Source organism: Streptomyces sp. NPDC038200 (genome assembly GCF_055600785.1).
In genome coordinates this window covers 48,311-68,650 of the sequence record NZ_JBVJYH010000034.1, presented here as the reverse complement: position 1 = coordinate 68,650, position 20,340 = coordinate 48,311, and the positions used below count along the sequence as shown (strand labels likewise).

General features: G+C 72.9%; 18 protein-coding genes. 10 read left to right on the top strand and 8 right to left on the bottom strand.

Annotated features, from left to right (window positions below):
• Positions 1 to 435: 435 nt before the first annotated feature.
• The 3 genes from ACZ7KF_RS39670 to ACZ7KF_RS39660 all read right to left on the bottom strand — a co-directional run bounded on the left by ACZ7KF_RS39670 (position 436) and on the right by ACZ7KF_RS39660 (position 1,205).
• Positions 436 to 603, bottom strand: a complete 168-nt coding sequence (locus ACZ7KF_RS39670) for a hypothetical protein (protein WP_471086887.1) — start codon at positions 601 to 603, stop codon at positions 436 to 438.
• Between the two features lie 184 nt (positions 604 to 787).
• Positions 788 to 1,054 (bottom strand): DUF6199 family natural product biosynthesis protein, encoded by a 267-nt coding sequence (locus ACZ7KF_RS39665; RefSeq protein ID WP_471086884.1) that lies wholly within the window; start codon positions 1,052 to 1,054, stop codon positions 788 to 790.
• Positions 1,055 to 1,079: 25 nt separating this feature from the next.
• Positions 1,080 to 1,205, bottom strand: a complete 126-nt coding sequence (locus ACZ7KF_RS39660; RefSeq protein ID WP_471086881.1) for a hypothetical protein — start codon at positions 1,203 to 1,205, stop codon at positions 1,080 to 1,082.
• Positions 1,206 to 1,757: 552 nt separating this feature from the next.
• Between ACZ7KF_RS39660 and ACZ7KF_RS39655 the strand changes: the two genes are divergently transcribed.
• From ACZ7KF_RS39655 to ACZ7KF_RS39645, 3 genes are read left to right on the top strand one after another with little or no spacing between them, the layout of a single operon-like run.
• On the top strand, positions 1,758 to 2,615 hold the full coding sequence (locus ACZ7KF_RS39655; RefSeq protein ID WP_471086878.1) for a hypothetical protein: 858 nt from the start codon (positions 1,758 to 1,760) through the stop codon (positions 2,613 to 2,615).
• A complete protein-coding gene (locus tag ACZ7KF_RS39650; protein WP_471086875.1) occupies positions 2,612 to 4,741 on the top strand; it encodes a bifunctional serine/threonine-protein kinase/ABC transporter substrate-binding protein in 2,130 nt (709 codons plus the stop codon). Before ACZ7KF_RS39655 ends, ACZ7KF_RS39650 begins: the two co-directional genes overlap by 4 nt.
• Positions 4,741 to 6,924: a bifunctional serine/threonine-protein kinase/ABC transporter substrate-binding protein gene (locus ACZ7KF_RS39645; protein WP_471086873.1), complete on the top strand. Its 2,184-nt coding sequence runs from the start codon at positions 4,741 to 4,743 to the stop codon at positions 6,922 to 6,924. The genes ACZ7KF_RS39650 and ACZ7KF_RS39645 overlap by 1 nt, the downstream gene beginning before the upstream one ends.
• Positions 6,925 to 7,260: 336 nt before the next feature.
• On the opposite strand, the gene ACZ7KF_RS39640 is transcribed toward ACZ7KF_RS39645, so the two are convergent.
• Both ACZ7KF_RS39640 and ACZ7KF_RS39635 read right to left on the bottom strand, forming a co-directional pair.
• Positions 7,261 to 7,980: an alpha/beta fold hydrolase gene (locus ACZ7KF_RS39640; RefSeq protein ID WP_471086870.1), complete on the bottom strand. Its 720-nt coding sequence runs from the start codon at positions 7,978 to 7,980 to the stop codon at positions 7,261 to 7,263.
• A gap of 19 nt (positions 7,981 to 7,999) precedes the next feature.
• Entirely contained in the window at positions 8,000 to 8,971 is a 972-nt protein-coding gene (locus ACZ7KF_RS39635) for an alpha/beta hydrolase (RefSeq protein WP_471086867.1), read from the bottom strand.
• Between the two features lie 441 nt (positions 8,972 to 9,412).
• On the opposite strand from ACZ7KF_RS39635, the gene ACZ7KF_RS39630 reads away from it, so the two are divergent.
• The 5 genes from ACZ7KF_RS39630 (at position 9,413) to ACZ7KF_RS39610 (ending at position 15,341) form a co-directional block, all read left to right on the top strand.
• Positions 9,413 to 11,281 carry an amidohydrolase gene (locus ACZ7KF_RS39630; protein ID WP_471086904.1) on the top strand — a complete coding sequence of 623 codons (1,869 nt, stop codon included), beginning with the start codon at positions 9,413 to 9,415 and terminating at the stop codon, positions 11,279 to 11,281.
• A gap of 131 nt (positions 11,282 to 11,412) precedes the next feature.
• Positions 11,413 to 12,075 carry a hydrolase gene (locus ACZ7KF_RS39625; protein ID WP_471086864.1) on the top strand — a complete coding sequence of 221 codons (663 nt, stop codon included), beginning with the start codon at positions 11,413 to 11,415 and terminating at the stop codon, positions 12,073 to 12,075.
• Positions 12,076 to 12,127: 52 nt separating this feature from the next.
• Positions 12,128 to 12,652 carry a DoxX family protein gene (locus ACZ7KF_RS39620; RefSeq protein ID WP_471086861.1) on the top strand — a complete coding sequence of 175 codons (525 nt, stop codon included), beginning with the start codon at positions 12,128 to 12,130 and terminating at the stop codon, positions 12,650 to 12,652.
• The gene (locus ACZ7KF_RS39615) at positions 12,633 to 13,370 is read left to right on the top strand and encodes a YoaK family protein (RefSeq protein WP_471086858.1); all 738 of its coding nucleotides are present in this window, start codon (positions 12,633 to 12,635) and stop codon (positions 13,368 to 13,370) included. Before ACZ7KF_RS39620 ends, ACZ7KF_RS39615 begins: the two co-directional genes overlap by 20 nt.
• 336 nt (positions 13,371 to 13,706) lie before the next feature.
• Complete coding sequence (locus ACZ7KF_RS39610; protein ID WP_471086856.1) at positions 13,707 to 15,341, top strand: MFS transporter; 1,635 nt, start codon at positions 13,707 to 13,709, stop codon at positions 15,339 to 15,341.
• A gap of 12 nt (positions 15,342 to 15,353) precedes the next feature.
• Here the strand turns inward: ACZ7KF_RS39610 and ACZ7KF_RS39605 are convergent, their stop codons facing one another.
• The 3 genes from ACZ7KF_RS39605 to ACZ7KF_RS39595 form a co-directional block, all read right to left on the bottom strand.
• Entirely contained in the window at positions 15,354 to 17,096 is a 1,743-nt protein-coding gene (locus ACZ7KF_RS39605) for a pyruvate dehydrogenase (RefSeq protein WP_471086853.1), read from the bottom strand.
• 426 nt (positions 17,097 to 17,522) lie between these two features.
• Positions 17,523 to 17,861 carry a GNAT family N-acetyltransferase gene (locus ACZ7KF_RS39600; RefSeq protein WP_471086850.1) on the bottom strand — a complete coding sequence of 113 codons (339 nt, stop codon included), beginning with the start codon at positions 17,859 to 17,861 and terminating at the stop codon, positions 17,523 to 17,525.
• 20 nt (positions 17,862 to 17,881) lie between these two features.
• Positions 17,882 to 18,871 (bottom strand): pirin family protein, encoded by a 990-nt coding sequence (locus ACZ7KF_RS39595; RefSeq protein ID WP_471086848.1) that lies wholly within the window; start codon positions 18,869 to 18,871, stop codon positions 17,882 to 17,884.
• A gap of 221 nt (positions 18,872 to 19,092) precedes the next feature.
• Here ACZ7KF_RS39595 and ACZ7KF_RS39590 point away from each other — a divergent pair, with 221 nt between their 5' ends.
• Both ACZ7KF_RS39590 and ACZ7KF_RS39585 read left to right on the top strand, forming a co-directional pair.
• Complete coding sequence (locus tag ACZ7KF_RS39590) at positions 19,093 to 19,536, top strand: SsgA family sporulation/cell division regulator (protein ID WP_471086846.1); 444 nt, start codon at positions 19,093 to 19,095, stop codon at positions 19,534 to 19,536.
• Between the two features lie 124 nt (positions 19,537 to 19,660).
• Entirely contained in the window at positions 19,661 to 20,236 is a 576-nt protein-coding gene (locus ACZ7KF_RS39585; protein WP_471086844.1) for a Dps family protein, read from the top strand.
• Positions 20,237 to 20,340: the final 104 nt, after the last annotated feature.

Sequence of the window (20,340 nt, the reverse complement as noted above, 5' to 3'; positions counted from 1 at the left end):
CCATCGTTATCAACCTCCTGGCCACCAGGTGCCCTTACATCACGCCTACAAGCACACAAAGTGCGGGTTACTTCCACGAAGTACGGGGCATATGCGCGCCGCGCGTCATGCATGGTTCCCCCAGCCCCGCCGCTCACGCACCGCAGCACCGACGCATGAACTGCCGCGGTCGGAGTGTGCCGCCGACGCCGGGGCCGCACAGGGCACAGCCGCCGGGCCACCGCGACACGACAGCTCGGCGAGCAGGGCGACGCCGCCGCCGGACTGTTACGGCGTCCACCGGCGATGTCCAGCAGCAGACCGCCCAAAGGCCCGCCGATGCGTGCGGCGGAGGTCCGGCAAGTACACCTCGTCCGCGTCCCGGAAACCGCAGCCCGGTGATGCGGGCCGACGGGCCGCCCCTCACGCGGCTCGGACGTCGGCGGCAGAGGGCGGCTACTGGCTCCGGCCTGCCCGGGAGCTGCACCGTTTGCGTCGTGCGGCCCGGTTCGCTGCCAGGAGGCAGACCCACACCAGGACGAGGACGGCCGCCAGCACGATGCGGCTCGCACTGTCCTTGTCGATCACCCGCCACACCAGCAGGCCGATACTGACGCACAGCATCGGCCAAGAAAGCCGCGCGCTCCACCGGCTACCCGGTCTCACCCACCGCGGCGGAACATGAGAATCGCTGCGTCGCGCCATACCCCCTCTCCCTTCCTCGGTCTCCCCACCCGCGACTGCCGCAGCCCGCTTCCCCTTCCGGCTCCTGATGCCGGGCGCGACCGGGCCGCCCATGTGCCCTCCGTCAGAGTTGCTGGATCAGCATCCAGGCGGCGAACGCGAGGAAGAGCACGCCCGTCACCCGCTGCATCGCGTACCCCTTACCCGTGGGCTCGGTCCCCTCCGGGTTCTTCACCCAGCCCCGCTGAAGACGGCTGTTGAGCCGCCACAGCAGTTGGGGGCGGATGACCTGGATCAGCCCCATGATCAGGAAGAGGCACAGGAACGAGATGAGAGCAGGACTGGAATCGCCGCCCTGGGAAGAGGCCTGCGGTATCACGCTGTGATCCATGGGACTCGCTTGCCCTGACGCCCCCTCAGCAAACGAACAGCCTGGGCGCGCGCACAAGGCCGGCCTTCCCGAACGGGGCCAGGCCGAACTCCCGGACCGGGAAGAAGAGCACAAATGTTTGCGCCGCGAGGTTCTCGCCCGTGTCGAGCACGCCTTCACAACCTCACGCCGACCGCCCGAGAAGCAGTGCACGCTGGTCAACCAGCATGCCGTAGATCATTTACGGGACAACGCTCAGTCACGGCGTATGAGGGCTCGTTCCCCGTCCGCGAGCGTACGAACGGGCCACCCGGCACTGGATCGACCGCCGCCACACGGAGGCCGCAGATTTCCGGCGGCTCAATGCCGAAACTCACCGTCGACAGCGAGCACACCCGACCGCACACCTATGACATCGCCCCCGAGTCCCTCGCGAAGTCCGTCTGCCGCCGATCAAGAGGTGGCCTGCGTACAGCGGGCTAGGCGGGTGGGCGGGCCTACGGGCGCCCGGTGCCGTCCGTGTCCTGTCGTGCCGGCGCGGGACACTCCCGGGCCGGTTCGCCCGGTGGCCGGACTGCGGACCACCGGGGCCCGGGACGGGCCGCGACTGTGTGACAGCTGTGGCACAGCTGGGCCACGTGAGCGTCAACCACCGCTCACCGCAAGCGAGTTGCCGCCTAGCATGAGGCCGACACAGGTGGTCCGGCGATCCCGGGGGGAGTCCGTGGCAGTGGGAGGGGGAGCGGCGCGCCTCGGTCGCGCGGTGGCGGTGTGCGGCCTGGTGCTGGCCGGCTGTACCTCCGGCGGGGGCGATCCCGGCAGACCCGCGGCCGGGACGACGCCGGAGCGCGCCGCCGGCACCGGCCCGTCGCCGGCCGCCGTGATCGACATGGACCCGGCCAAGCTGCCGAGGACCGCTGACCAGGCCGCCGCACTGGTCCGCGAGGTCGTCGCGGAGCCCTCCGCCTTCGGCCCGGCAGCGGTCCGCCGGAACCCGTACGAGAGCGATCCGCGACGATGGGCGGTCCTCGGGGGCGACTGCGTCTGGGGACAGCGGGCGCTCCCCCAGGACGTCCTCGCCAGTCTGACCCGCCACTACGAGATTCCCGCGAGCGCCGGCAAAGGCCCGCTCCGGCTCAGCGCCGTCGTCACGGTGCACCGGACCGCCGAGCAGGCCGACTGGGAGAACGCCGAGGTCCTGGAGGAGATGATGCGCTGCCCCGACCAGCTGCTGCGCCCCGGCGAGACGCTCGGGCGCCTGACCGACGTGCCGGCATCCCTCGGCGACTCCGGGAACGGCTTCGCCGACGACTCCCTGACCGAGACGGGCACCTACACCAGCGACGAACTGGGTGGCCCCCACCCCTACGTCTGGGAGCAGACCCGCATCGACCGGTTCACCCTCGCGGTCTCGGCCAGGGGCGCCAAGGGCTGGTCCCGGCCGGCCCTGTTCGACCAGTTGCGGGATCCCTACGCCGGGATGCGTTCCCGCCTCAGGCACGCGGTCGAGCGGGACACCCCGGCCGGGACCACCGCGGCCTCGGCGTCCCCCTCCCCGGCCGCGAGGGACGGCCGCCGATGACCGAGGGACTCGCCCCCTCCGACCCGGCCCGGATCGGCGGTCACCGTCTGCTCGCCCGGCTCGGCGCCGGCGGCATGGGTGTGGTCTACCTCGGGCGTGCGGAGTCCGGGGACCTGGCCGCCGTCAAGGTGATTCTGCCGGAGTACGCCGACCGGCCCGAGTTCCGCGCACGGTTCCGCCGCGAGGTCGCCGCCGCCCGGCGGGTGGACAGCCCGTGGGCCGTGCCGGTGACCGGCGCCGACCCGGACGCGCCCGCCCCGTGGCTGGCCACCGCGTTCGTGCCGGGGCCCTCGCTCGCCGAGGCGGTCGCCACCTGCGGTCCGCTGCCCCCGCGTGCGGTGCGCGCGCTCGGCCGGATGCTGGCCCGGGCGCTGACCGCCGTGCACGACGCCGGGCTCGTCCACCGCGACGTCAAGCCCGGCAACGTCCTCCTCGCCGTCGACGGCCCACGGCTCATCGACTTCGGCATCGCGCGCGCCGCCGAGGAGACAACCCTCACCCCGGCCGGCCTGATCGTCGGCACCCCCGGCTTCCTGGCGCCGGAACAGGCACAGGCACACCCCGCCACCACCGCCAGTGATGTCTTCGCTCTCGGCTGTCTCCTCTCGTACGCCGCCACCGGGCGCCCGCCCTTCGGCACCGGAGCCGTGGACGCCGTTCTCTACCGCACCGTGCACGACGAACCCGGCCTCGGCGGCCTCCCCGACGGCCTGCGCGAGCTGCTGGAGCGCTGCCTCGCCAAGGACGGATCCGCCCGGCCCACCACCCGCGAGGTGGACGCGGCGCTCGCCGAGGACACTCCCGCCGACACCGCGGACTGGCTGCCCGACGAGGTCGTACGACTCGTCGCGGACCGCTCCGCCGCGCTGCTCGCCCTGCCGGACATCGGGGCGACGGCCCTCGACGCGACAACGGACGGAAGGACGCGGGAAGTTCCCGAGGACGCCGAACCGGCACAGCGCCCCGCCGGCCGCCGCCGCTTCCTGCTCCTGGGCGGCGCGGCCGTGCTCGCGGCGGGCGGCGGAGCGGCGTTCTGGGCGGCCCGGGGAGACGACGGCCCCAGGCCCGCGGCCCGCCGCTGGGTGCTCGGCGTCCAGGCCGACCTGACCGGCCCGCAGAGAACCGTCGGGCAGGCCCAGGAGCGCGGTGTGCGTCTGGCCGTCGAGGAGTTCGACGCCCGCCCGGACAAGCCCTTCACCCTCGCCCTCACGGTCGCCGACGACCGGGGCGACGAGGCCCGGGCCCGCCGGGCCGCCGAGTCCCTCGCCGCCGACCGTGACCTCCTCGCCGTCATCGGCTCGACGGGTGACAGGACCACCGGCGCGAGCCTGGACGCCTACGATGCCCGGCTCGTCCCGCAGTTGACGGCCTCCTCCGCGCAGGCGGTGTACGGCGTCTCGAAGCCCCGCCACTTCCTCCAGGCCGTCCCCGGCTACATGGTGTCCCCCACCCTGATCGCCCTCCACCTCCGTGAGGCGGGGGCCGAGAGCGCGGGAGTCCTCATCGACCGCGAGGGCGGCATCGCGGCCTGGCAGATCGGCCACACCACGTTCCGGTTCCTCGGCACCACGAAGATCCGGGGCGAGCCGCGGGTGGTGCCCCGGCTGGCCCGGCAGCTCGCCCCGGTGGTCGACGAGATGCTCGCGCGGAAGCCGGACGGTTTCGTGTACACGGGCACACCGGCGCGCGCGGCGGCCGTCGCGCGCGCCCTCGCCCGACGGCGCTTCACCGGCCAGCGCGTCCTCGGCTACCCGGCCGCCGGTCCGGAGTTCCTGACCGCGGCGGGTCCCGCCGCCGAGGGCTGGCAGGTCTTCGCGCCGTACATCGACCCGTCGGCGGCGCGCGTGCGGACCTTCGCCACGGCGTACCGCAGGCGCTACGGCGCCGCGCCCCCGTACTGGGCGGCGGAGGCGTACGACGTGGCCCGGATGGTCCTGGCGCGGCTCGCCGAGGCGGGCGGCCGGCCCTCCCGCACCAGGCTGTACGGCCTGCTGGCGAAGGGCACGTACCAGGGGCTCGTGCGGACGTACGCGTTCGACGAGAACCAGCTGCTGAAGGGGTACGACGTCTTCCGCTACGAGGTGAGGGGCGGCCGGTACGCCTACGCGGGCGAGGCTGCCTTCTGATGCGTCCGCTCACGGCGGACGACCCCGCGGACATCGGCGGTCACCGGCTGCTGGCCCGGCTCGGCACCGGCGGCATGGGCGTCGTCTACCTCGCGCGCAGCGCGGGCGGGACGCTGGTCGCGCTCAAGGTGATCCGCGCCGAGCACGCGGCGGACCCCGTGTTCCGCACCCGTTTCCGGCGCGAGGTGACAGCCGTGCGGGAGCTGACCGGGCGGTGGCTGGTGCCGGTGGTGGCCGCCGACCCGGAGGCCCGCACCCCCTGGCTGGCCACGGAGTTCGTGCCCGGCCCCGCCCTCGCCGAGGCGGTCGACGGCCACGGCGCGCTGCCCGTCGGGGCGGTACGGACGCTGGGCTCCCGGCTGGCCGAGGCGCTCACCGCCGTGCACGCGGCGGGACTCGTGCACCGCGATGTGAAGCCGGGGAACGTCCTGCTCGGCCTCGACGGCCCCCGGCTGATCGACTTCGGCATCGCTCACACCGCCGGCGCCACCGCGCTCACCGCGCCGGACGCCGTCGTGGGCACGCCCGGCTTCCTCGCACCGGAACAGGCGCGGGCCCGCGCCGAGGAGGTCGGCCCGCCCAGCGACGTCTTCTCGCTGGGCTGCGTCCTCGCGTACGCGGCCTCGGCACGGCATCCGTTCGGCACCGGGCACGCGGCGGGGGTCCTGTTCCGCACGGTGCACGAGGAACCGGACCTCACGGACGTGCCCGCCGCTCTGCGCACGCTGATCGGGTCCTGCCTCGCCAAGGATCCCGCGCGGCGCCCGACGGCCGACCGGCTCAAGGCGGCACTCGAGGACCCCCGCACCGCACTGGCGCGCGGGCTTCCGGAGGGGCGGGGCGAGGACTGGCTGCCGGCCGCCGTGCTCCGCCTGGTCGCCGAACGGTCCGCGCGCGCCCTGGACGTGCCGGCTCCGCGGCGGTCCCCCCAGGAGCCGGCAACCGCTGACACCCCCGTCGGCCGGCCGTCCCCTGGTCCGGCCGGGACCCGCCCGGCGACCCGCCGCCGGATACTGCTCCTGGGGGGCGCGGCGGCCTCCGTGGTCGCGATCGGCGGGACCGCCGCCCGTCTGGCGGCCGGACGCGGGGACGGCGGCTCGGGAAGCGGCCTTCCCGTGCACACGCTCGGCTTCCAGGCCGATCTGAGCGGCGTGCGCAAGGCGGACGGCGTGACGCAGGAACGTGGGGCCCGCCTCGCCGTGGCGCGTCACAACGCGCGCGCGGGCATCACCTTCCGCCTCGCGCTCGACACCTTCGACGACCGGAGCGACGCCGCCCGGGCGCGGCAGGCGGCCCGGCACTTCACCCAGGCCGCGGCGGTCGCGGTGCTCGGGCCCGGCACGGCCGCCACCGCGACCGCCGCGGCCGCGCGGTACCAGGCAGCGCACACCGCCATGGTCCTGATCTCCGTGGACGACGCGCGACTCGACGGCGGCGGGCTGCGGAACCTGTGCGTCACCCGGGGTGCGGAGCAGCTCCTGGCCCTCCCGTTGATCGCGTACCTGACCTCCGTACGACCGGTCGACCACACCTGCGTCGTCGACGACCGGGCGGCGGGCCGTACGGGTGCCGATCTCACCGGCCACCTCACCCGGTTCCCGCCCAACGAGGGCAGGACCACTGTGCACCCCGTGGACGCGGGCAGCGACGACTTCGCTCCCGCCGTCCGCGGCGCGCTCGCCGCCGGAGGCCAGGCAGTCGTCTACAGCGGAACCTCACCGGAACGCGCCGCGCGCTGCGCCCGCGCCCTCGCCGACGCGGGCTTCGCCGGACCGCGCCTCGGGACCTGGCACATCATGCAGCCGTCCTTCCTCCGGCAGGCCGGACGGGCGGCCCAGGACTGGCTGTTCGGCACCCCGTTCACCGACCCCGGCAGTGTGTCCCGCGCGTTCCGGACGGCCTACCGCACGGCCTACGGCACCGCACCGGGCCGCTGGGCCCCGGAGGCGTACGACGCGGTGGGACTGGTCGCGCGGGCCATGGAGGCACTGGGCGGCTCGACCGCCGTCACCCCCGGGGCCGTGTCACAGCGCCTGCGGAACATCACGTACCAGGGCCTCGCCAAGACGCTCCGGTTCACCTCCGACAGCGGCCCCACGCCGGAGCCGGACGCCGTCTTCTTCCTGTACCGGGCGCAGGGGAACGCCTTCCGGTTCCTCGGTCGGTACGACCGGGTCGGCTGACCGGGCACCGGGGGGTGCGGTGGTGACGTACCGCGTGGCGTGTGTGGTGCGCACATCATGCCGCCTCTGCGGTGTTCCTGCCCGACCGCGTCTACGCGTCGCCGGAAGGAAGCGGAGATCGTCGTGTACTGCCGTGACGAGTACCGTGTGCTCGCTCGTGGCGCCGTGCGACCGCCCACCGGCCACGGGCGGCGCGCGATCCGGTGCGCCGTCCGCCGGCTCGAACCGCGTCGCTCGAAGGGCGGGGCGGGGCGGAGGGCAGGCATGCACCGGGGGGACCGGGGCCGCGCGGGCGCGATGCGGGGAGGCGTCCGCGCGGCCGGCCGTGGCCCCGGATCAGCTGGTCGCGCGGACCGCTTCGCGGATCAGATCGGCGACCGCCTTCGGCTGGGAGACGGCGACCGCGTGCGACGCGCCCTCCAGCTCGACGACGGTGGCGGCGGCCCGCTCCGCGCCGAAGCGCTCGACCTCCGGGTTGATCGCGTTGTCCGCGGCGGCCACCAGCGCCCAGGAGGGCTTGGTCTGCCACGCGGCGGCGGACGCCTTCTCCTCGAAGGCCGAGGCGGCGAGCGGGCGCTGCGCCGCGGCGAGCACCTTCGTCACCTCGGCGGGGACGTCGGCGGCGAACACCGACGGGAAGGCGTCCTCGGCGATGGTGACCTCGACGGCGGGGTCACCGTCCGCGACGGGGTACGTCCACTGCTTGAGGTTACTCACCAGCGGCGAGAGCGGGAAGCGGCCCTGCAGCTCACCGAGGCTCTCGCCCTCCGCCAGGGCGTAGGCGGCGACGTAGACGAGGCCCACGACGTTGTCGGCGGTGCCGGCGACGGTGATGAGGGCACCGCCGTACGAGTGGCCGACCAGCACGACGGGGCCGTCGACCTGGGCGGCGACGGACGCGACGTACGCGGAGTCGGCCGCCAGGCCGCGCAGCGGGTTCGGCGGGGCGATCACGGGAATGCCGTCCTTCTGCAGCTCCTCGATGACACCGGACCAGCTGGCGGCGTCGGCGAAGGCGCCGTGCACGAGAACGACGGTGGGCGTGGAGGTGGTCATGTCTGCGGTTCTCCCGGGATCAGGCGGTGTGCAGGGCCGCGTGCAGCGTGCGGACGGCCAGGTCGATGGCGGCCTGGGCGGCGTGCGTGCCGCGCAGGGCGTTGAGCATCACGAAGTCGTGGATGATGCCCTGGAAGCGGACGGCCGTGACCGGGACACCGGCCTCGCGGAGCTTGTTGGCGTAGGCCTCGCCCTCGTCGCGCAGCACGTCGGCCTCACCCGTGATGACCAGCGCCGGCGGCAGGCCCTGGAGCTGCTCGGTGGTGGCGCGCAGCGGCGACGCGGTGATCTGGGCGCGCTCGCTCTCGTCGGTGGTGTACTGGTCCCAGAACCACTGCATGCCGTCACGGCGCAGGAAGTACCCGGTGGCGAACTGGTGGTAGGACGCCGTGTCGAAGTTCGCGTCGGTGACCGGGTAGAAGAGCACCTGCTGCGCCAGCGGGATACCGCCGCGCTCCTTGGCCATGAGGGTCAGGGCGGCGGTCATGTTGCCGCCGACGGAGTCACCGGCCACGGCCAGCCGCGAGCTGTCCAGGCCCTTGTCGGCGCCCTGTTCCACGACCCACTTGGCGACCGTGAAGTTCTGCTCGATGGCGACGGGGTAGCGGGCCTCGGGGGAGAGGTCGTACTCGGGGAACACGACCGCGGCCTCGGCGCCGACGGCGAGTTCGCGCACCAGGCGGTCGTGGGTGTGGGCGTTGCCGAAGACCCAGCCGGCACCGTGGATGTAGAGGATGACGGGGAGGGTGCCGGTGGCGCCGGCGGGCTTGACGATCCGCGCCCGGACACTGCCCGTGGGGCCACCGGAGACGGTGATCCACTCCTCGTCCACGGCCGGCTTCTCGATGTCGCCGGACTGCACCTCGTCGACCGCCTTGCGACCCTCCGCCGGAGGCAGGTCGAACAGGTAGGGCGGGTTGGCGGTCGCGGCCGCGAACTCTGCTGCGGCGGGTTCGAGCACCGGCTGCACGGGGGTGAAGGCTTCAGACATGTGAATCTCCTGGAATTGCAACGGGGGACGCCGGTCGTTCCGGCGCACGACCCGGATCGTTGTGCTGGGCACTCCGGCGCCGCTGATCGCACCGTAGGACCCTTGCGCCCGCGCCGGTTGCCCACCAGTGCACGTCCGACGTCCTCACAGTGCACGGAAACCGGTCCTGCCCGCTCCCGGCCGGGGAAGGGCCTCACGGGTGCCCTCGCCCCGCGGGACGCCCAGTGCGCTGTGAGGAACATTCCAGTGCGCGCAGGGGACACTCGGCCACATCCGTGCGGCCTAGCGTGACGGCACAGCGGTCGCGGTTCGCCCAGTGAACGACGGCGAACACTCGCGCCATCACCGCGCTTCTCGTCCGCTTTCTGTCGTCCGCCGAGTTCGAACGCAGCGGGCAGCGAAGGCGCTCATCCCGGAGGAGGTCCTGCACACGTGTCTGCAATGCCGGTCGGCGGGCTGGTTCCCCAGGCCACCGACGATGCCGCAGAGCTCGTCGTCCGCAACGCGAAGATCCACACGGGGGACCCGGGCCGCCCGCAGGCCGAGGCGCTCGCCGTCCGGAACGGTGTCATCACGGTCGTCGGTGACGACAAGGACGTGGCCCCGCACGTCGGGCCGGCCACGAAGGTGGTGGACGCGCTCGGCCGGCGGATGGTCCCGGGCCTCAACGATGCCCACCTGCATGTGATCCGCGGCGGGCTCAACTACGTACTGGAGCTGCGCTGGGACGGGGTCACCAGCCTTCGCCAGGGCCTGGCGATGCTGCGGGAACAGGCCGCGCGGACGCCGAAGGGCCAGTGGGTGCGGGTGGTGGGAGGCTGGTCGGCCGAGCAGTTCGCCGAACGGCGGCTGCCGACCGTCGAGGAGCTGAACGCCGCCGCCCCCGACACCCCGGTGTTCGTCCTGCACCTGTACCAGTCGGCCGTGCTCAACCGGGCCGCGGTGCGGGCCGCCGGGTTCGGCAAGGACACGCCCGACCCCAGGGGCGGACAGATCGTCCGGGGCCGGGACGGGGAACCGACGGGCATGCTGCTGGCCGCGCCCAGCGCCCTCATCCTCTACTCGACCCTGGCCAAGGCGCCGGTCCTGGAAGGCGCGGACAAGAAGACCTCGACCCGTCACTTCCTGCGGGAACTCAACAGGTTCGGTCTCACGTCGGCGATCGACGCCGCCGGCGGCTTCCAGAACTTCCCCGAGAACTACAGCACCGTCGTCGAGCTGGCCGAGGCCGGTCAGCTGTCGCTGCGCATCGCCTATCACCTCTTCCCGCAGACCGCGGGCCAGGAGATAGCCGACCTCACCCGCTGGATCGAGATGGCCCGCCCCGAGGACGGGGACAGCTGGCTCCGTCTCAACGGTGCCGGCGAGAACCTCACCTGGGCGGCGGCCGACTTCGAGAACTTCGCCCAGCCGCGCCCGGAACTGGGTGACTACGAGCCGGAGTTCGAGAAGGCGGTCCGTCTCCTCATGGAGAACGGCTGGGGCTTCCGGCTGCACGCCACCTACGACGAGACGATCCGCCGGGACCTCGCGGTCTTCGAGAAGCTGGCCGCCGAGGGGCTCTTCCCGGCGGGCAACCGCTGGCTGTTCGACCACGCGGAGACCGTGTCCGCGGAGAGCCTGGACCGGGTCGCCGCGCTCGGCGGCGCCATGTCGGTCCAGAACCGGCTGTCCTTCCAGGGCGAGGCGTTCCTGCACCGGTACGGCCCGGGCAAGGCCGCGGACGCGCCCCCGATCCGGGCGATGCTGGAGCGCGGACTGACCGTGGCCGCCGGTACGGACGCCACCCGCGTGTCCACCTACAACCCGTGGGTCGCCCTGCACTGGCTGGTGAGCGGACGCACCGTGGGCGACCTCGTGCTCCGCCCGCGCGGCAACCGTGTCGACCGGCAGACCGCGCTGCGGATGTTCACCGTCGCGGGCGCCGAGCTGACCGGTGAGGAGCAGATCAAGGGCGTCCTGCGGCCCGGCTGCCTCGCGGACCTCACGGTGCTGTCCGCGGACTACTTCACCGTGCCCGAGCCGGAGATCGCGCACATCGAGTCGCTGCTCACGGTCACCGGCGGCCGGATCGTCTACGCCGCCGGCGAGTACGAGGGCCTCGACGAGGAGCTGCCGGCCATCACCCCCGACTGGAGCCCGGTGGCGCACTTCGGCGGCTACCAGGCCGCCCGGCCCGCGGGGGTGCGCCAGGCCGAGCAACTCGGCGAGGCCGTCGCCGAGTCGGAGCAGCACCGCGCCTGGCGCGTACAGCGCGGCCTCACCCCCGGCGTCGCCGGCACACCCTTCGATCCCTGCTTCGTCCTCTGAGCCCGCGAGAGCGGCCCGCCCGCCCCCGCCCCCGCCAGGACGCGCACCGAAAGACCCCGTCCACAGGACGGTTCCCATCCGACGCGGACGCCCGTCCGCGCCGCTGCTCATTGCAATGGAAAGGCACCATCATGGTCGACATCGCCCAGGTCACCCCCGCCCCCAGCCCCGACCTGCTGACGCCCGACAACTGTGCGGTCCTGTTCGTGGACCACCAGCCCCAGATGTTCTTCGGCACCGGCAGCGGCGACCGCACCGCGATCATCAACGCCACCGTGGGCCTGGCCAAGGCCGCCCAGGTCTTCGACGTTCCCGTCGTGCTCAGCACCGTGGCGGCGGAGTCCTTCTCCGGCCCGATCATGCCGCAGCTGCCCGCCGTCTTCCCCGACAACAAGATCATCGACCGGACCACGATGAACGCCTGGGAGGACCCGGCGTTCGTCGAGGCCGTCAAGGCGACCGGGCGCAAGAAGCTCGTCATCGCCGGTCTGTGGACCGAGGTCTGCGTCGTTCTGCCCACGCTCTCCGCCATCGCCCAGGGCTACGAGGTCTACGTGGTCACCGACGCGTCCGGCGGCGTCAGCCCGCAGGCGCACGAACACGCCGTCCAGCGCATGATCCAGGCCGGTGCCGTCCCGGTCACCTGGGTGCAGGTCCTCCTGGAGCTCCAGCGGGACTGGGCCCGTGGCGAGACCTACGTGCCGGTCACGGAGGTGGTGAAGGAGCACGGCGGCGCCTACGGTCTCGGCCTGGTCTACGCGCAGGCCTTCATCGGCGACCACGCCGCCGGCTGATCCCTCCCACAGCACAGCAGTTGAGGACCGAGGCAGGAACAGGCAGGAAGAGATGGATGCGGGACTGCTGATCCTCCGGCTGGTGGCGGGACTTCTCATCGCCGGTCACGGAGTGCAGAAAGTGAGCTTCCGGCTCGGGGGCCACGGCTTGGCAGGCGGAACCGAGGAGTTCCGCAACGACGGCTTCCGCGGGGGCCGGCTGACCGCGGTCGTCGCGGGCGCCAGTCAGATCGGGGCCGGCCTGTTCCTGACCGCCGGTCTGCTCACGCCCCTGGCGGCGATGGCCGCCATGGGCGTGATGACCGTCGCGGGCACCGTCAAGCGGCCCAAGGGCCTGTGGGTGCAGAACGACGGCTACGAGTACCCCCTGGTGCTCGTCGTCGTCTCCGCGGCGCTGGCCCTGACCGGGCCCGGCCGGTGGTCTCTCGACCGGGTGCTGGGGGTCACCCCGTGGCCGGTGTGGATCGCCGTGGCCGCGATCGTGATCGGCCCCGCCAGCGGGCTGCTGACCCGTCTGGTGCTGCACCGCGCTCCCACGGCCGCGGCGAGGAGGCCCGATGCGCAACTTGCTGACTGACGCCGCACGCACGCTGGTACCGCCCCGCGGCGACCGCCACGGGCCGCTGCCTCCGCTGATGCTGACGCTGACCCTGGTCACCGGTCTGGTCGACGCGGTGAGCTATCTGGCGCTGGGCCATGTCTTCGTCGCCAACATGACCGGCAACGTGGTCTTCCTGGGGTTCGCACTGGGAGGTGCCCAGGGCCTGTCCGCGCTCGCCTCCGTCGTCGCGTTGGCGGTGTTCCTCCTCGGCGCGCTGGCCGGGGGCCGGCTGGGCACGCGGTTCGCGGGGCACCGCGGCCGGCTGCTGACGACGGCCACCGCCGCGCAGACGCTCCTGGTCGCCGTCAGCGTGTTGGTCGCGGCGATCGCCGACGGCCGGGTGACCACCGGTGTCCAGTACACGCTGATCGTGTGCCTGGGGCTCGGCATGGGGCTGCAGAACGCGGTCGCCCGGCGGCTCGGGGTCCCGGACCTCACCACGACCGTGCTGACGCTGACCCTCACCGGTCTGGCGGCGGACTCCCCGGCGGCGGGCGGCGCGGCGCCGAGGCCCGGCCGCCGGATCCTGTCCGTGCTCACCATGCTGCTCGGTACCTTCGTCGGAGCGGAACTCGTCCTGCACGGCCACCTCGTGCTCACGCTGGGGCTCATGCTGCTGCTCCTCGCGGTGGTCTCGGTGGTGGCACACCGCCTGTCCACGACCGACGCGGCCTGGACCCGGCCGCCGTCCTGACGGACCGCGCCCTCCGGCGACGGAGGCGCGTCCGTACCGCACCGGCCGAGGCTTCCCGATGTCCGGGGGAGCCTCGGCCGGTGCCGTTCGTTTCCCGGCGGTGCCGGCCGCCCCGGCGGTGGGCGGACGCCGGGGCGGTCACGTTCGCCCGGCACCGCGGGTGTGCGGGCGCGCCGGCACTCGGCCGGCACGGCACCACCGGATCACACCCCGTGCGCTCACGGGCAAGACCCGGTCGCCGACGGCTCCTACGGTCGTGAGCGACTGCACCCAGGGAGCAGGCGTCCCCGGACCGTCCGGACCGTCGCCGCTCCCCCGCACCCGGTCTGGACGAGCATGAGCATCGCACCGTCGTCATCCGCACCCGCGCCCGCCGCGACCGACTCGCCGTGGGCGCCGCTCGCGGCACGTGTGTTCCGGGCGTTGTGGATCGCCCAACTGGTGTCGAACATCGGCAGCTGGATGCAGACGGTGGGCGCTCAGTGGCTGCTCGTCGGGCACGGTGCCGCGCTGGTGACGCTCGTGCAGACCGCCGCGAGCCTGCCCGTCGTCCTCCTGGCCCTGCCGTCCGGAGTGATCGCCGACCGCTTCGACCGGCGTTCGGTGCTGCTGGCCGCGCAGTTCACGATGCTCGCGGTGTCCACGACCCTGGCCGTGCTGGCGTTCGCGGACGCCCTGACCCCGACGGTGCTGCTCGTCCTCACCTTCCTGCTGGGCTGCGGCACGGCGCTGATGGGGCCGGCCTGGCAGGCGATCCAGCCGGAGCTGGTGGAGCGCCGGCGGCTCGGTCAGGCGGCGGCGCTCGGCGCGGTGAACATGAACCTGGCCCGTGCCGTCGGCCCGGCGATCGGCGGGGCGGTGGTCGCGGCGGCGGGCGCGGGGTGGGTGTTCGCCTTCAACGCGGCCTCCTACCTGGGCATCGCGGCCGTCCTCGTGGCCTGGCGGCGACCGGAGCCGGCCACCGCCCCCGCCGCGGGCGGCGAAGGGCTGCTGGCGGCCCTGCACGCCGGGCGCCGCTACGTGTGGAACGCGCCCGGGGTCCGCCGGGTCCTGCTGCGTACGATCCTGTTCATTCCCGGCGGCGCCGCCTTGTGGGCGCTGCTGCCCCTGACCGCGAGCCGTACCCTCGGCCTCGGCTCCGGCGGATACGGACTGCTGCTGACGGCGGTCGGCGTGGGGGCCGTGGCGGGGGCCTTCGCCCTGCCCCGCCTCCGGAAGGCGCTGGGTGCCAACGGCATGCTCGCCGCCGGTGCGCTGGTGTTCGCCGGGGTGCTCGCGGTGCTGGCGACGGTTCGCTCACCGTGGCTGGTCACGATCGCCCTGCTGCCCGCGGGCCTCGCCTGGATCGCCGTACTGTCCACGCTCAACGCGGCCGTGCAGACACGGCTGCCGGGCTGGGTCAGGGCGCGTGGGCTCGCCGTCTACCTCCTGGTCTTCCAGGGCGGCCAGGCGCTGGCGGCACCCTTGTGGGGTGCGGTGGCGGACCGGGCCGGGCTCAGGGCGTGTCTTCTGACGGCCGGCGGCGTGATGCTGCTCAGCGCCGCGAGTGTGCGCCGGTGGCCGCTGCGGGACGCCGAGGGCATCGATCCCGAGCCGTCCGACCACTGGCCCGCTCCTCCCCTGGTGTTCGAGCCCGGGGAGGCCGACGGCCCGGTCCTGGTCTCGGTCGTCTACCGCGTACCGGTGGACCACCGCGCCGCGTTCACGGACCGGATGAACCACGTCGCTCGCTCCCGGCGCCGCACCGGAGCCCTCTCCTGGGGGCTCTACCAGGACGGCAACGACCCGGAACGCTTCATCGAGAACTACCTCGTCTCCTCCTGGGCGGAGCACCGCGCCCAGCACCATGTCCGGCTGACGGCCACCGACCGCCGCTTCGAGGAGGAGGCCCGTGGGCTGCTCACCCCGGGCACACGGCCCGAGGTGATCCATGCCTTCGACTCGTCGGCGGGGCCGGCGGTGCCGAGCTGAGCGCCCGAGGGCTCAGGGGCGGGGGATGTTGCGGAGGTTGGCCCGGGCCAGGTGGACCATGCGCCCGACGCCTCCGCTGAGGACCGTCCGGCTCGCGGACAGGGCGAAGCCGCTGAGCTGCTCGGCGGTGATCTTCGGCGGCACGGCCAGCGCGGCCGGGTCGGTGACGACGTCCACCAGGGCGGGTCCGTCGTGGGCGAAGGCCTCGCGCAGCGCGTCACGCACCTGGTCCGGCTTCTCCACGCGGATGCCGAGCGCCCCGGACGCCCTGGCGATGGCGGCGTAGTCGGCGTGCGGATACGTCGTGCCGTGCGGGGGCAGGCCGTCGACCATCATCTCCAGGTCGACCATGCCGAGGGAGGAGTTGTTGAAGACGACGACCTTCACCGGCAGGTCGTACTGGACGAGCGTGAGGAAGTCGCCCATGAGCATGGAGAACCCGCCGTCGCCGGAGAGGGAGACGACCTGCCGGCCGCGGTCCAGGAACTGGGCGCCGATGGCCTGGGGCAGCGCGTTGGCCATCGAACCGTGCACGAACGAGCCGAGGATGCGACGGCGGCCGTTCGGCGTCAGATAGCGCGCCGCCCACACGCAGCACATGCCGGTGTCCACGGTGAACACGGCGTCGTCCGCGGCCTCTTCGTCGAGCACCGAGGCCACGTACTCGGGATGGATCGGGGTGTGCCGGCCGACGTCACGGGTGTAGGCGTTCACGGCGCCTTCGAGCGCGTGCGCGTGCCGCTCCAGCATGCGGTCGAGGAACCGGCGCGACGGCTTCTCCCGCACCGCGGGCGTGAGACACCGCAGGGTCTCGCGTACGTCTCCCCAGACGGCGAGGTCGAGCGGGGTGCGCCGCCCCAGCCGTTCGGGCTGCACGTCGACCTGGACGGTGCGCACATCGCGGGGCAGGAAGTCGCTGTACGGGAAGTCGGTGCCGAGGAGCAGCAGCAGATCGCACTCGTGCATGGCCTCGTACGCGGCTCCGTAGCCGAGGAGACCGGACATCCCGACGTCGTACGGGTTGTCGTACTGGATGTGCTCCTTGCCGCGCAGCGCGTGGCCCACCGGGGCCTTGACCTTGCCGGCGAACTCCATGACCTCGGCATGGGCTCCGGCGACGCCCCGGCCGCAGAACACCATGACGCGTTCGGCGGCGTCCACCAGTTCCGTGAGGCGGGCCAGTTCCTGGTCGCTGGGCCGGATGGCGGGCCGGTCCAGCGGCATGGCGAGTTCGGGGGCGGCGTCCGGGGAGTCCTCGGCGGCGGTGTCGCCGGACAGGGCGACGACCGAGACGCCGCGCCGGCCTACGGCGTGCTGGATCGCCGTCTGCACCACGCGCGGCATCTGCCGGGGCGAGGAGATCAGCTCGGAGTAGTGGCTGCACTCGGCGAAGAGCCGGTCGGGATGGGTCTCCTGGAAGTAGCCGGTGCCGATCTCGCCGCTGGGTATGTGGGCGGCCAGCGCCAGCACGGGCGCCATGGAGCGGTGGGCGTCGTACAGTCCGTTGATCAGATGGAGGTTGCCCGGTCCGCAGGACCCCGCGCACGCGGCCAGCCGGCCGGTGAGCTGGGCCTCGGCTCCGGCGGCGAACGCCGCGACCTCCTCGTGGCGGACCTGGATCCACTCGAGGTCGGCGTGGCGTCTCACCGCGTCCACGACGGGGTTCAGGCTGTCACCGACCACGCCGTACATGCGGCGCACACCGGCGCGCGCCATGAGGTCGACGTACTGTTCGGCGATGGTCTGCTTGGCCATGGCACTCCTCGGATTCCGGCATCGCGCACGGCCCTCCGGGCGAGGGCACGGCGCGTCCGCCTCGCGTCCCGGTCACGTTATGGAGGAGTGAGCACGGCACTTGCCCGTCCGCGCACGGGATCGGTTCCGGGAGCGCACCGGTGCATCTCGGCGCCGGGCGATCCGTGGCCGTGGTCGTGGTGCGCGGGAAGTGACGGAATGAAATCCGGGAACGGCACCGCAAGCCGTACGGAATACGGCTCACCGAATATGTGCCCCGTCGCGAGGGAATCCACTCCGGCGAAATGCGGAATGCCCGGGATTCACGCTCGGCGGTGGCTGCGGAGCGAGTGCGACGGGCGCGCATCGTGCACGGATGGAACAGGAGCAGTGCGCTGGGTGCACAGCCGGCCGTCACCGGGGGGCGACGGCCGGCCGGGGCGATCGTCAGCCCAGTTCGCGCTCCAGCCACTGAAGGATCTCGGGCGTCACGGTGTCGACCAGGTCGGCGAACTCGTCATGCCGCTTCAGGAACTTGGCCACGTACGGGCAGACGGGCACGATCCGCTTCCCGGAGGCGCGTACGTCGGTGAGCGCCTCCTGGACCAGCTGGGAGGCCAGGCCCTGGCCGGCGAAGGCGTCGTCGATCTCGGTGTGGTAGAAGACGCGCTGCGCGTCGCGGTCGCGGTAGGCGGTCAGCCCGGCTCGTTTGCCGTCGACGGAGATCTCATAGCGGTTCTTTGCATCTATGCGCTCGACGACCGGAGCGACGGAAGGCTGGCTCATGGGGTGCCTTTCGGATGAAGTCAGTGACGCGGCGGATTGCGGCGCGGAGTGATGATGGCATGCGGCAGGGCGGGCGCGGGAAGACGGTCTCCCGGATATCCCTCCACGGCGCCGAAACGGTCGGAAGAGTTTTGCCAGTCCTCCCGGGCTTTGGCAATGTCCTCGTGGCTCCGGCCGATGAAATTCCACCACATGACGATCTCTTCCTCGAAGGGGGTTCCGCCGAGGAGGACCGTCCGCGCGATCTCGTCCGACTCGTTCGTCAGGGTCAGCGTGCCGGGACCCGGGTGGACGTAGCCCAGTTCGGCGGGGCCGAGGACGGCGTCCGCGAGGCGGACGGTGCCCTGGTCGACCAGGAGGCCGTGCTCGAAGGCGGGGTCCACGGCGAGGGTGACGGCCGCGTGGGGCCGGAGCAGGATCTCGGCGCCGAGCAGGGGGGTGAAGGTCGGCACCGGGGAGGCGGCCCCGGCGAGGGAACCCAGGAAGACACTGATCTCGGCGTCCCCGGTCCGTACGGGTTCGGGGACGTAGTGCTGGAAGTTCCGTGCGGTGTCGCGGTGCTGTTCCGGCAGTGCCACCCACAGCTGGACGCCGTGCAGGATCGTGGTCCGCGCAGTGGAGACCTCCGTGTGACTGATGCCGTGGCCGCCGGTCATCAGGTTCAGCTCGCCGGGCCGGACGAAGGCATGGCTGCCCAGGCTGTCGCGGTGCTCGATCTCGCCGCTGAAGAGCCAGCTCACCGTCTGCAGGCCGGTGTGGGGGTGCGGGGCCACGTCCATGCCACCGGTCGCGGCGACGTCGTCGGGGCCGTAGTGATCGGCGAAGCACCAGGCACCGATCAGGGTCCGGGAGCGCTGCGGCAGCGTGCGCCGCACGGTCATCGCGCGCGGGCCGCCCAGGGGCACATCACGCGGGGTCAGCACCTCGACCCGCGCGGTCCCGGCCGGCGGCTCGGCGTCCGTCTCGCTGCCGCAGCGCACTTCCGCGGGTTCCGTCTCGACATTGCTCATCGTGGATCACCTCTCAGGCCACACAGCGACACTAATTGTTTCACATTCAACCATCTCGCGTCCGGGCGGGCGCGGGGTGCCCTCGCACTTCTTCTGCGGACAACACCTCGTGCACTCGTCGGCTATCCGCTCCCCCGGCCCCGCCCTACGGTCGTCAGCACCATGGCCCGTCGGTGCCCGCACCGGCGAGCCTGCCGAACAGTCGCAGACAGGGGGGCGGCATGAGATGTGATCCCGCCGGGACCACGGACGAAGACCCGATCGTATGCACCACCGGCATCCGCGTCACCGTGGCCGGCGAAATCCCGGTACCGCTTCCGGCCGAGCTGCGGTACTCCGCCGCGGACCCGTACGCCGTGTGCCTGTCCGTGGGCGCGCCCTCCGCGCTCTCCGTCGACTGGGTCTTCGCCCGGTCGCTGCTCGCCCGGGGACTGCGCGGACCCGCCGGGTCGGGGGACGTGGTCGTGTACCCCAGACGCCGGCACCATCCGGACGCGATCCGCATCCTGCTCAGGACACGCACCGGGAAGGCCGTCCTGGAGGTCGCGAGCGCCGCCGTCGTGGCGTTCCTGCACCGCACCGACGCGCTGGTGCCGCCGGGCACCGAGCACCGCCACATCGATCTGGACCGCGTCGTCGAACAGCTCACAGCCGGCAGCGAGTGATTGCCCGCCCCGGCGCCCGGTGCGCTGACGTGCGCTCACGCGTGCGCTACCGGGCAACGCGGCTCCCCGCTCAGCCCCTAGCGTCGCATCCGTACTCACAGCACACATGCACAGGAGACACACCATGACCACCAGCACCACGCCCGCGAGCAGCCAGCCGTGGCTGCACCAGAAGGGCGCCGTCATCCAGGAGTTCGGGACCGTCAAGCAGTTCCCGCTCGCCCTGTCCTACGAGGCGCGCATGTACTCCTGCCAGCGCCTGAACAAGGTCCTGGCGGACACCCAGATCCTCTACGGCCTCTACAAGAAGCACCACTGGAACATGCGGGGCGCGACCTTCTACCAGCTGCACCTGCTCCTGGACAAGCACGCCGCCGAGCAGCTGGAGCTCGTCGACACCCTCGCCGAGCGGGTGCAGACCCTGGGCGGTGTCGCCGTGGGCGACCCCCGGCACGTCATCGAGATCACGTCCATCCCGCGCCCGCCGGACGGTGTGGAGGAGGTCCCGGCGATGCTCTCGCGGCTCCTGGAAGCCCACGAGACCATCCTGACCGAGGCCCATGACGCCGCCGCCCGCACCGCCGAGCTGGGCGACGACGGCACCAACGATGTGCTGGTCTCGCAGATCATCCGCACCGGCGAACTGCAGGCCTGGTTCCTGGCCGAACACCTGGTCGACACCCCGCTGGTCCGCTCCTGAGCCCAGCGGGGCCGCCGACGGCGGAACGGGACGGGGCGTCCGCGATCCCGCTGGGGGTGTCTGTCCCCGCGGTCCCCGCCCGGCGCCCCGTCACGTCCTCTGCT

Excerpts from the sequence above, each read along its gene's own strand:
- ACZ7KF_RS39625 (WP_471086864.1), top strand. The coding sequence starts at position 11,413 with ATGGTCGACATCGCCCAGGTCACCCCCGCCCCCAGCCCCGACCTGCTG.
- ACZ7KF_RS39650 (WP_471086875.1), top strand. The coding sequence starts at position 2,612 with ATGACCGAGGGACTCGCCCCCTCCGACCCGGCCCGGATCGGCGGTCAC.
- ACZ7KF_RS39590 (WP_471086846.1), top strand. The coding sequence starts at position 19,093 with ATGAGATGTGATCCCGCCGGGACCACGGACGAAGACCCGATCGTATGC.
- ACZ7KF_RS39670 (WP_471086887.1), bottom strand. The coding sequence starts at position 603 with ATGCTGTGCGTCAGTATCGGCCTGCTGGTGTGGCGGGTGATCGACAAG.
- ACZ7KF_RS39640 (WP_471086870.1), bottom strand. The coding sequence starts at position 7,980 with ATGACCACCTCCACGCCCACCGTCGTTCTCGTGCACGGCGCCTTCGCC.
- ACZ7KF_RS39630 (WP_471086904.1), top strand. The coding sequence starts at position 9,413 with ATGCCGGTCGGCGGGCTGGTTCCCCAGGCCACCGACGATGCCGCAGAG.
- ACZ7KF_RS39665 (WP_471086884.1), bottom strand. The coding sequence starts at position 1,054 with ATGGATCACAGCGTGATACCGCAGGCCTCTTCCCAGGGCGGCGATTCC.
- ACZ7KF_RS39595 (WP_471086848.1), bottom strand. The coding sequence starts at position 18,871 with ATGAGCAATGTCGAGACGGAACCCGCGGAAGTGCGCTGCGGCAGCGAG.
- ACZ7KF_RS39585 (WP_471086844.1), top strand. The coding sequence starts at position 19,661 with ATGACCACCAGCACCACGCCCGCGAGCAGCCAGCCGTGGCTGCACCAG.
- ACZ7KF_RS39605 (WP_471086853.1), bottom strand. The coding sequence starts at position 17,096 with ATGGCCAAGCAGACCATCGCCGAACAGTACGTCGACCTCATGGCGCGC.
- ACZ7KF_RS39600 (WP_471086850.1), bottom strand. The coding sequence starts at position 17,861 with ATGAGCCAGCCTTCCGTCGCTCCGGTCGTCGAGCGCATAGATGCAAAG.
- ACZ7KF_RS39610 (WP_471086856.1), top strand. The coding sequence starts at position 13,707 with ATGAGCATCGCACCGTCGTCATCCGCACCCGCGCCCGCCGCGACCGAC.
- ACZ7KF_RS39615 (WP_471086858.1), top strand. The coding sequence starts at position 12,633 with ATGCGCAACTTGCTGACTGACGCCGCACGCACGCTGGTACCGCCCCGC.
- ACZ7KF_RS39635 (WP_471086867.1), bottom strand. The coding sequence starts at position 8,971 with ATGTCTGAAGCCTTCACCCCCGTGCAGCCGGTGCTCGAACCCGCCGCA.
- ACZ7KF_RS39620 (WP_471086861.1), top strand. The coding sequence starts at position 12,128 with ATGGATGCGGGACTGCTGATCCTCCGGCTGGTGGCGGGACTTCTCATC.
- ACZ7KF_RS39645 (WP_471086873.1), top strand. The coding sequence starts at position 4,741 with ATGCGTCCGCTCACGGCGGACGACCCCGCGGACATCGGCGGTCACCGG.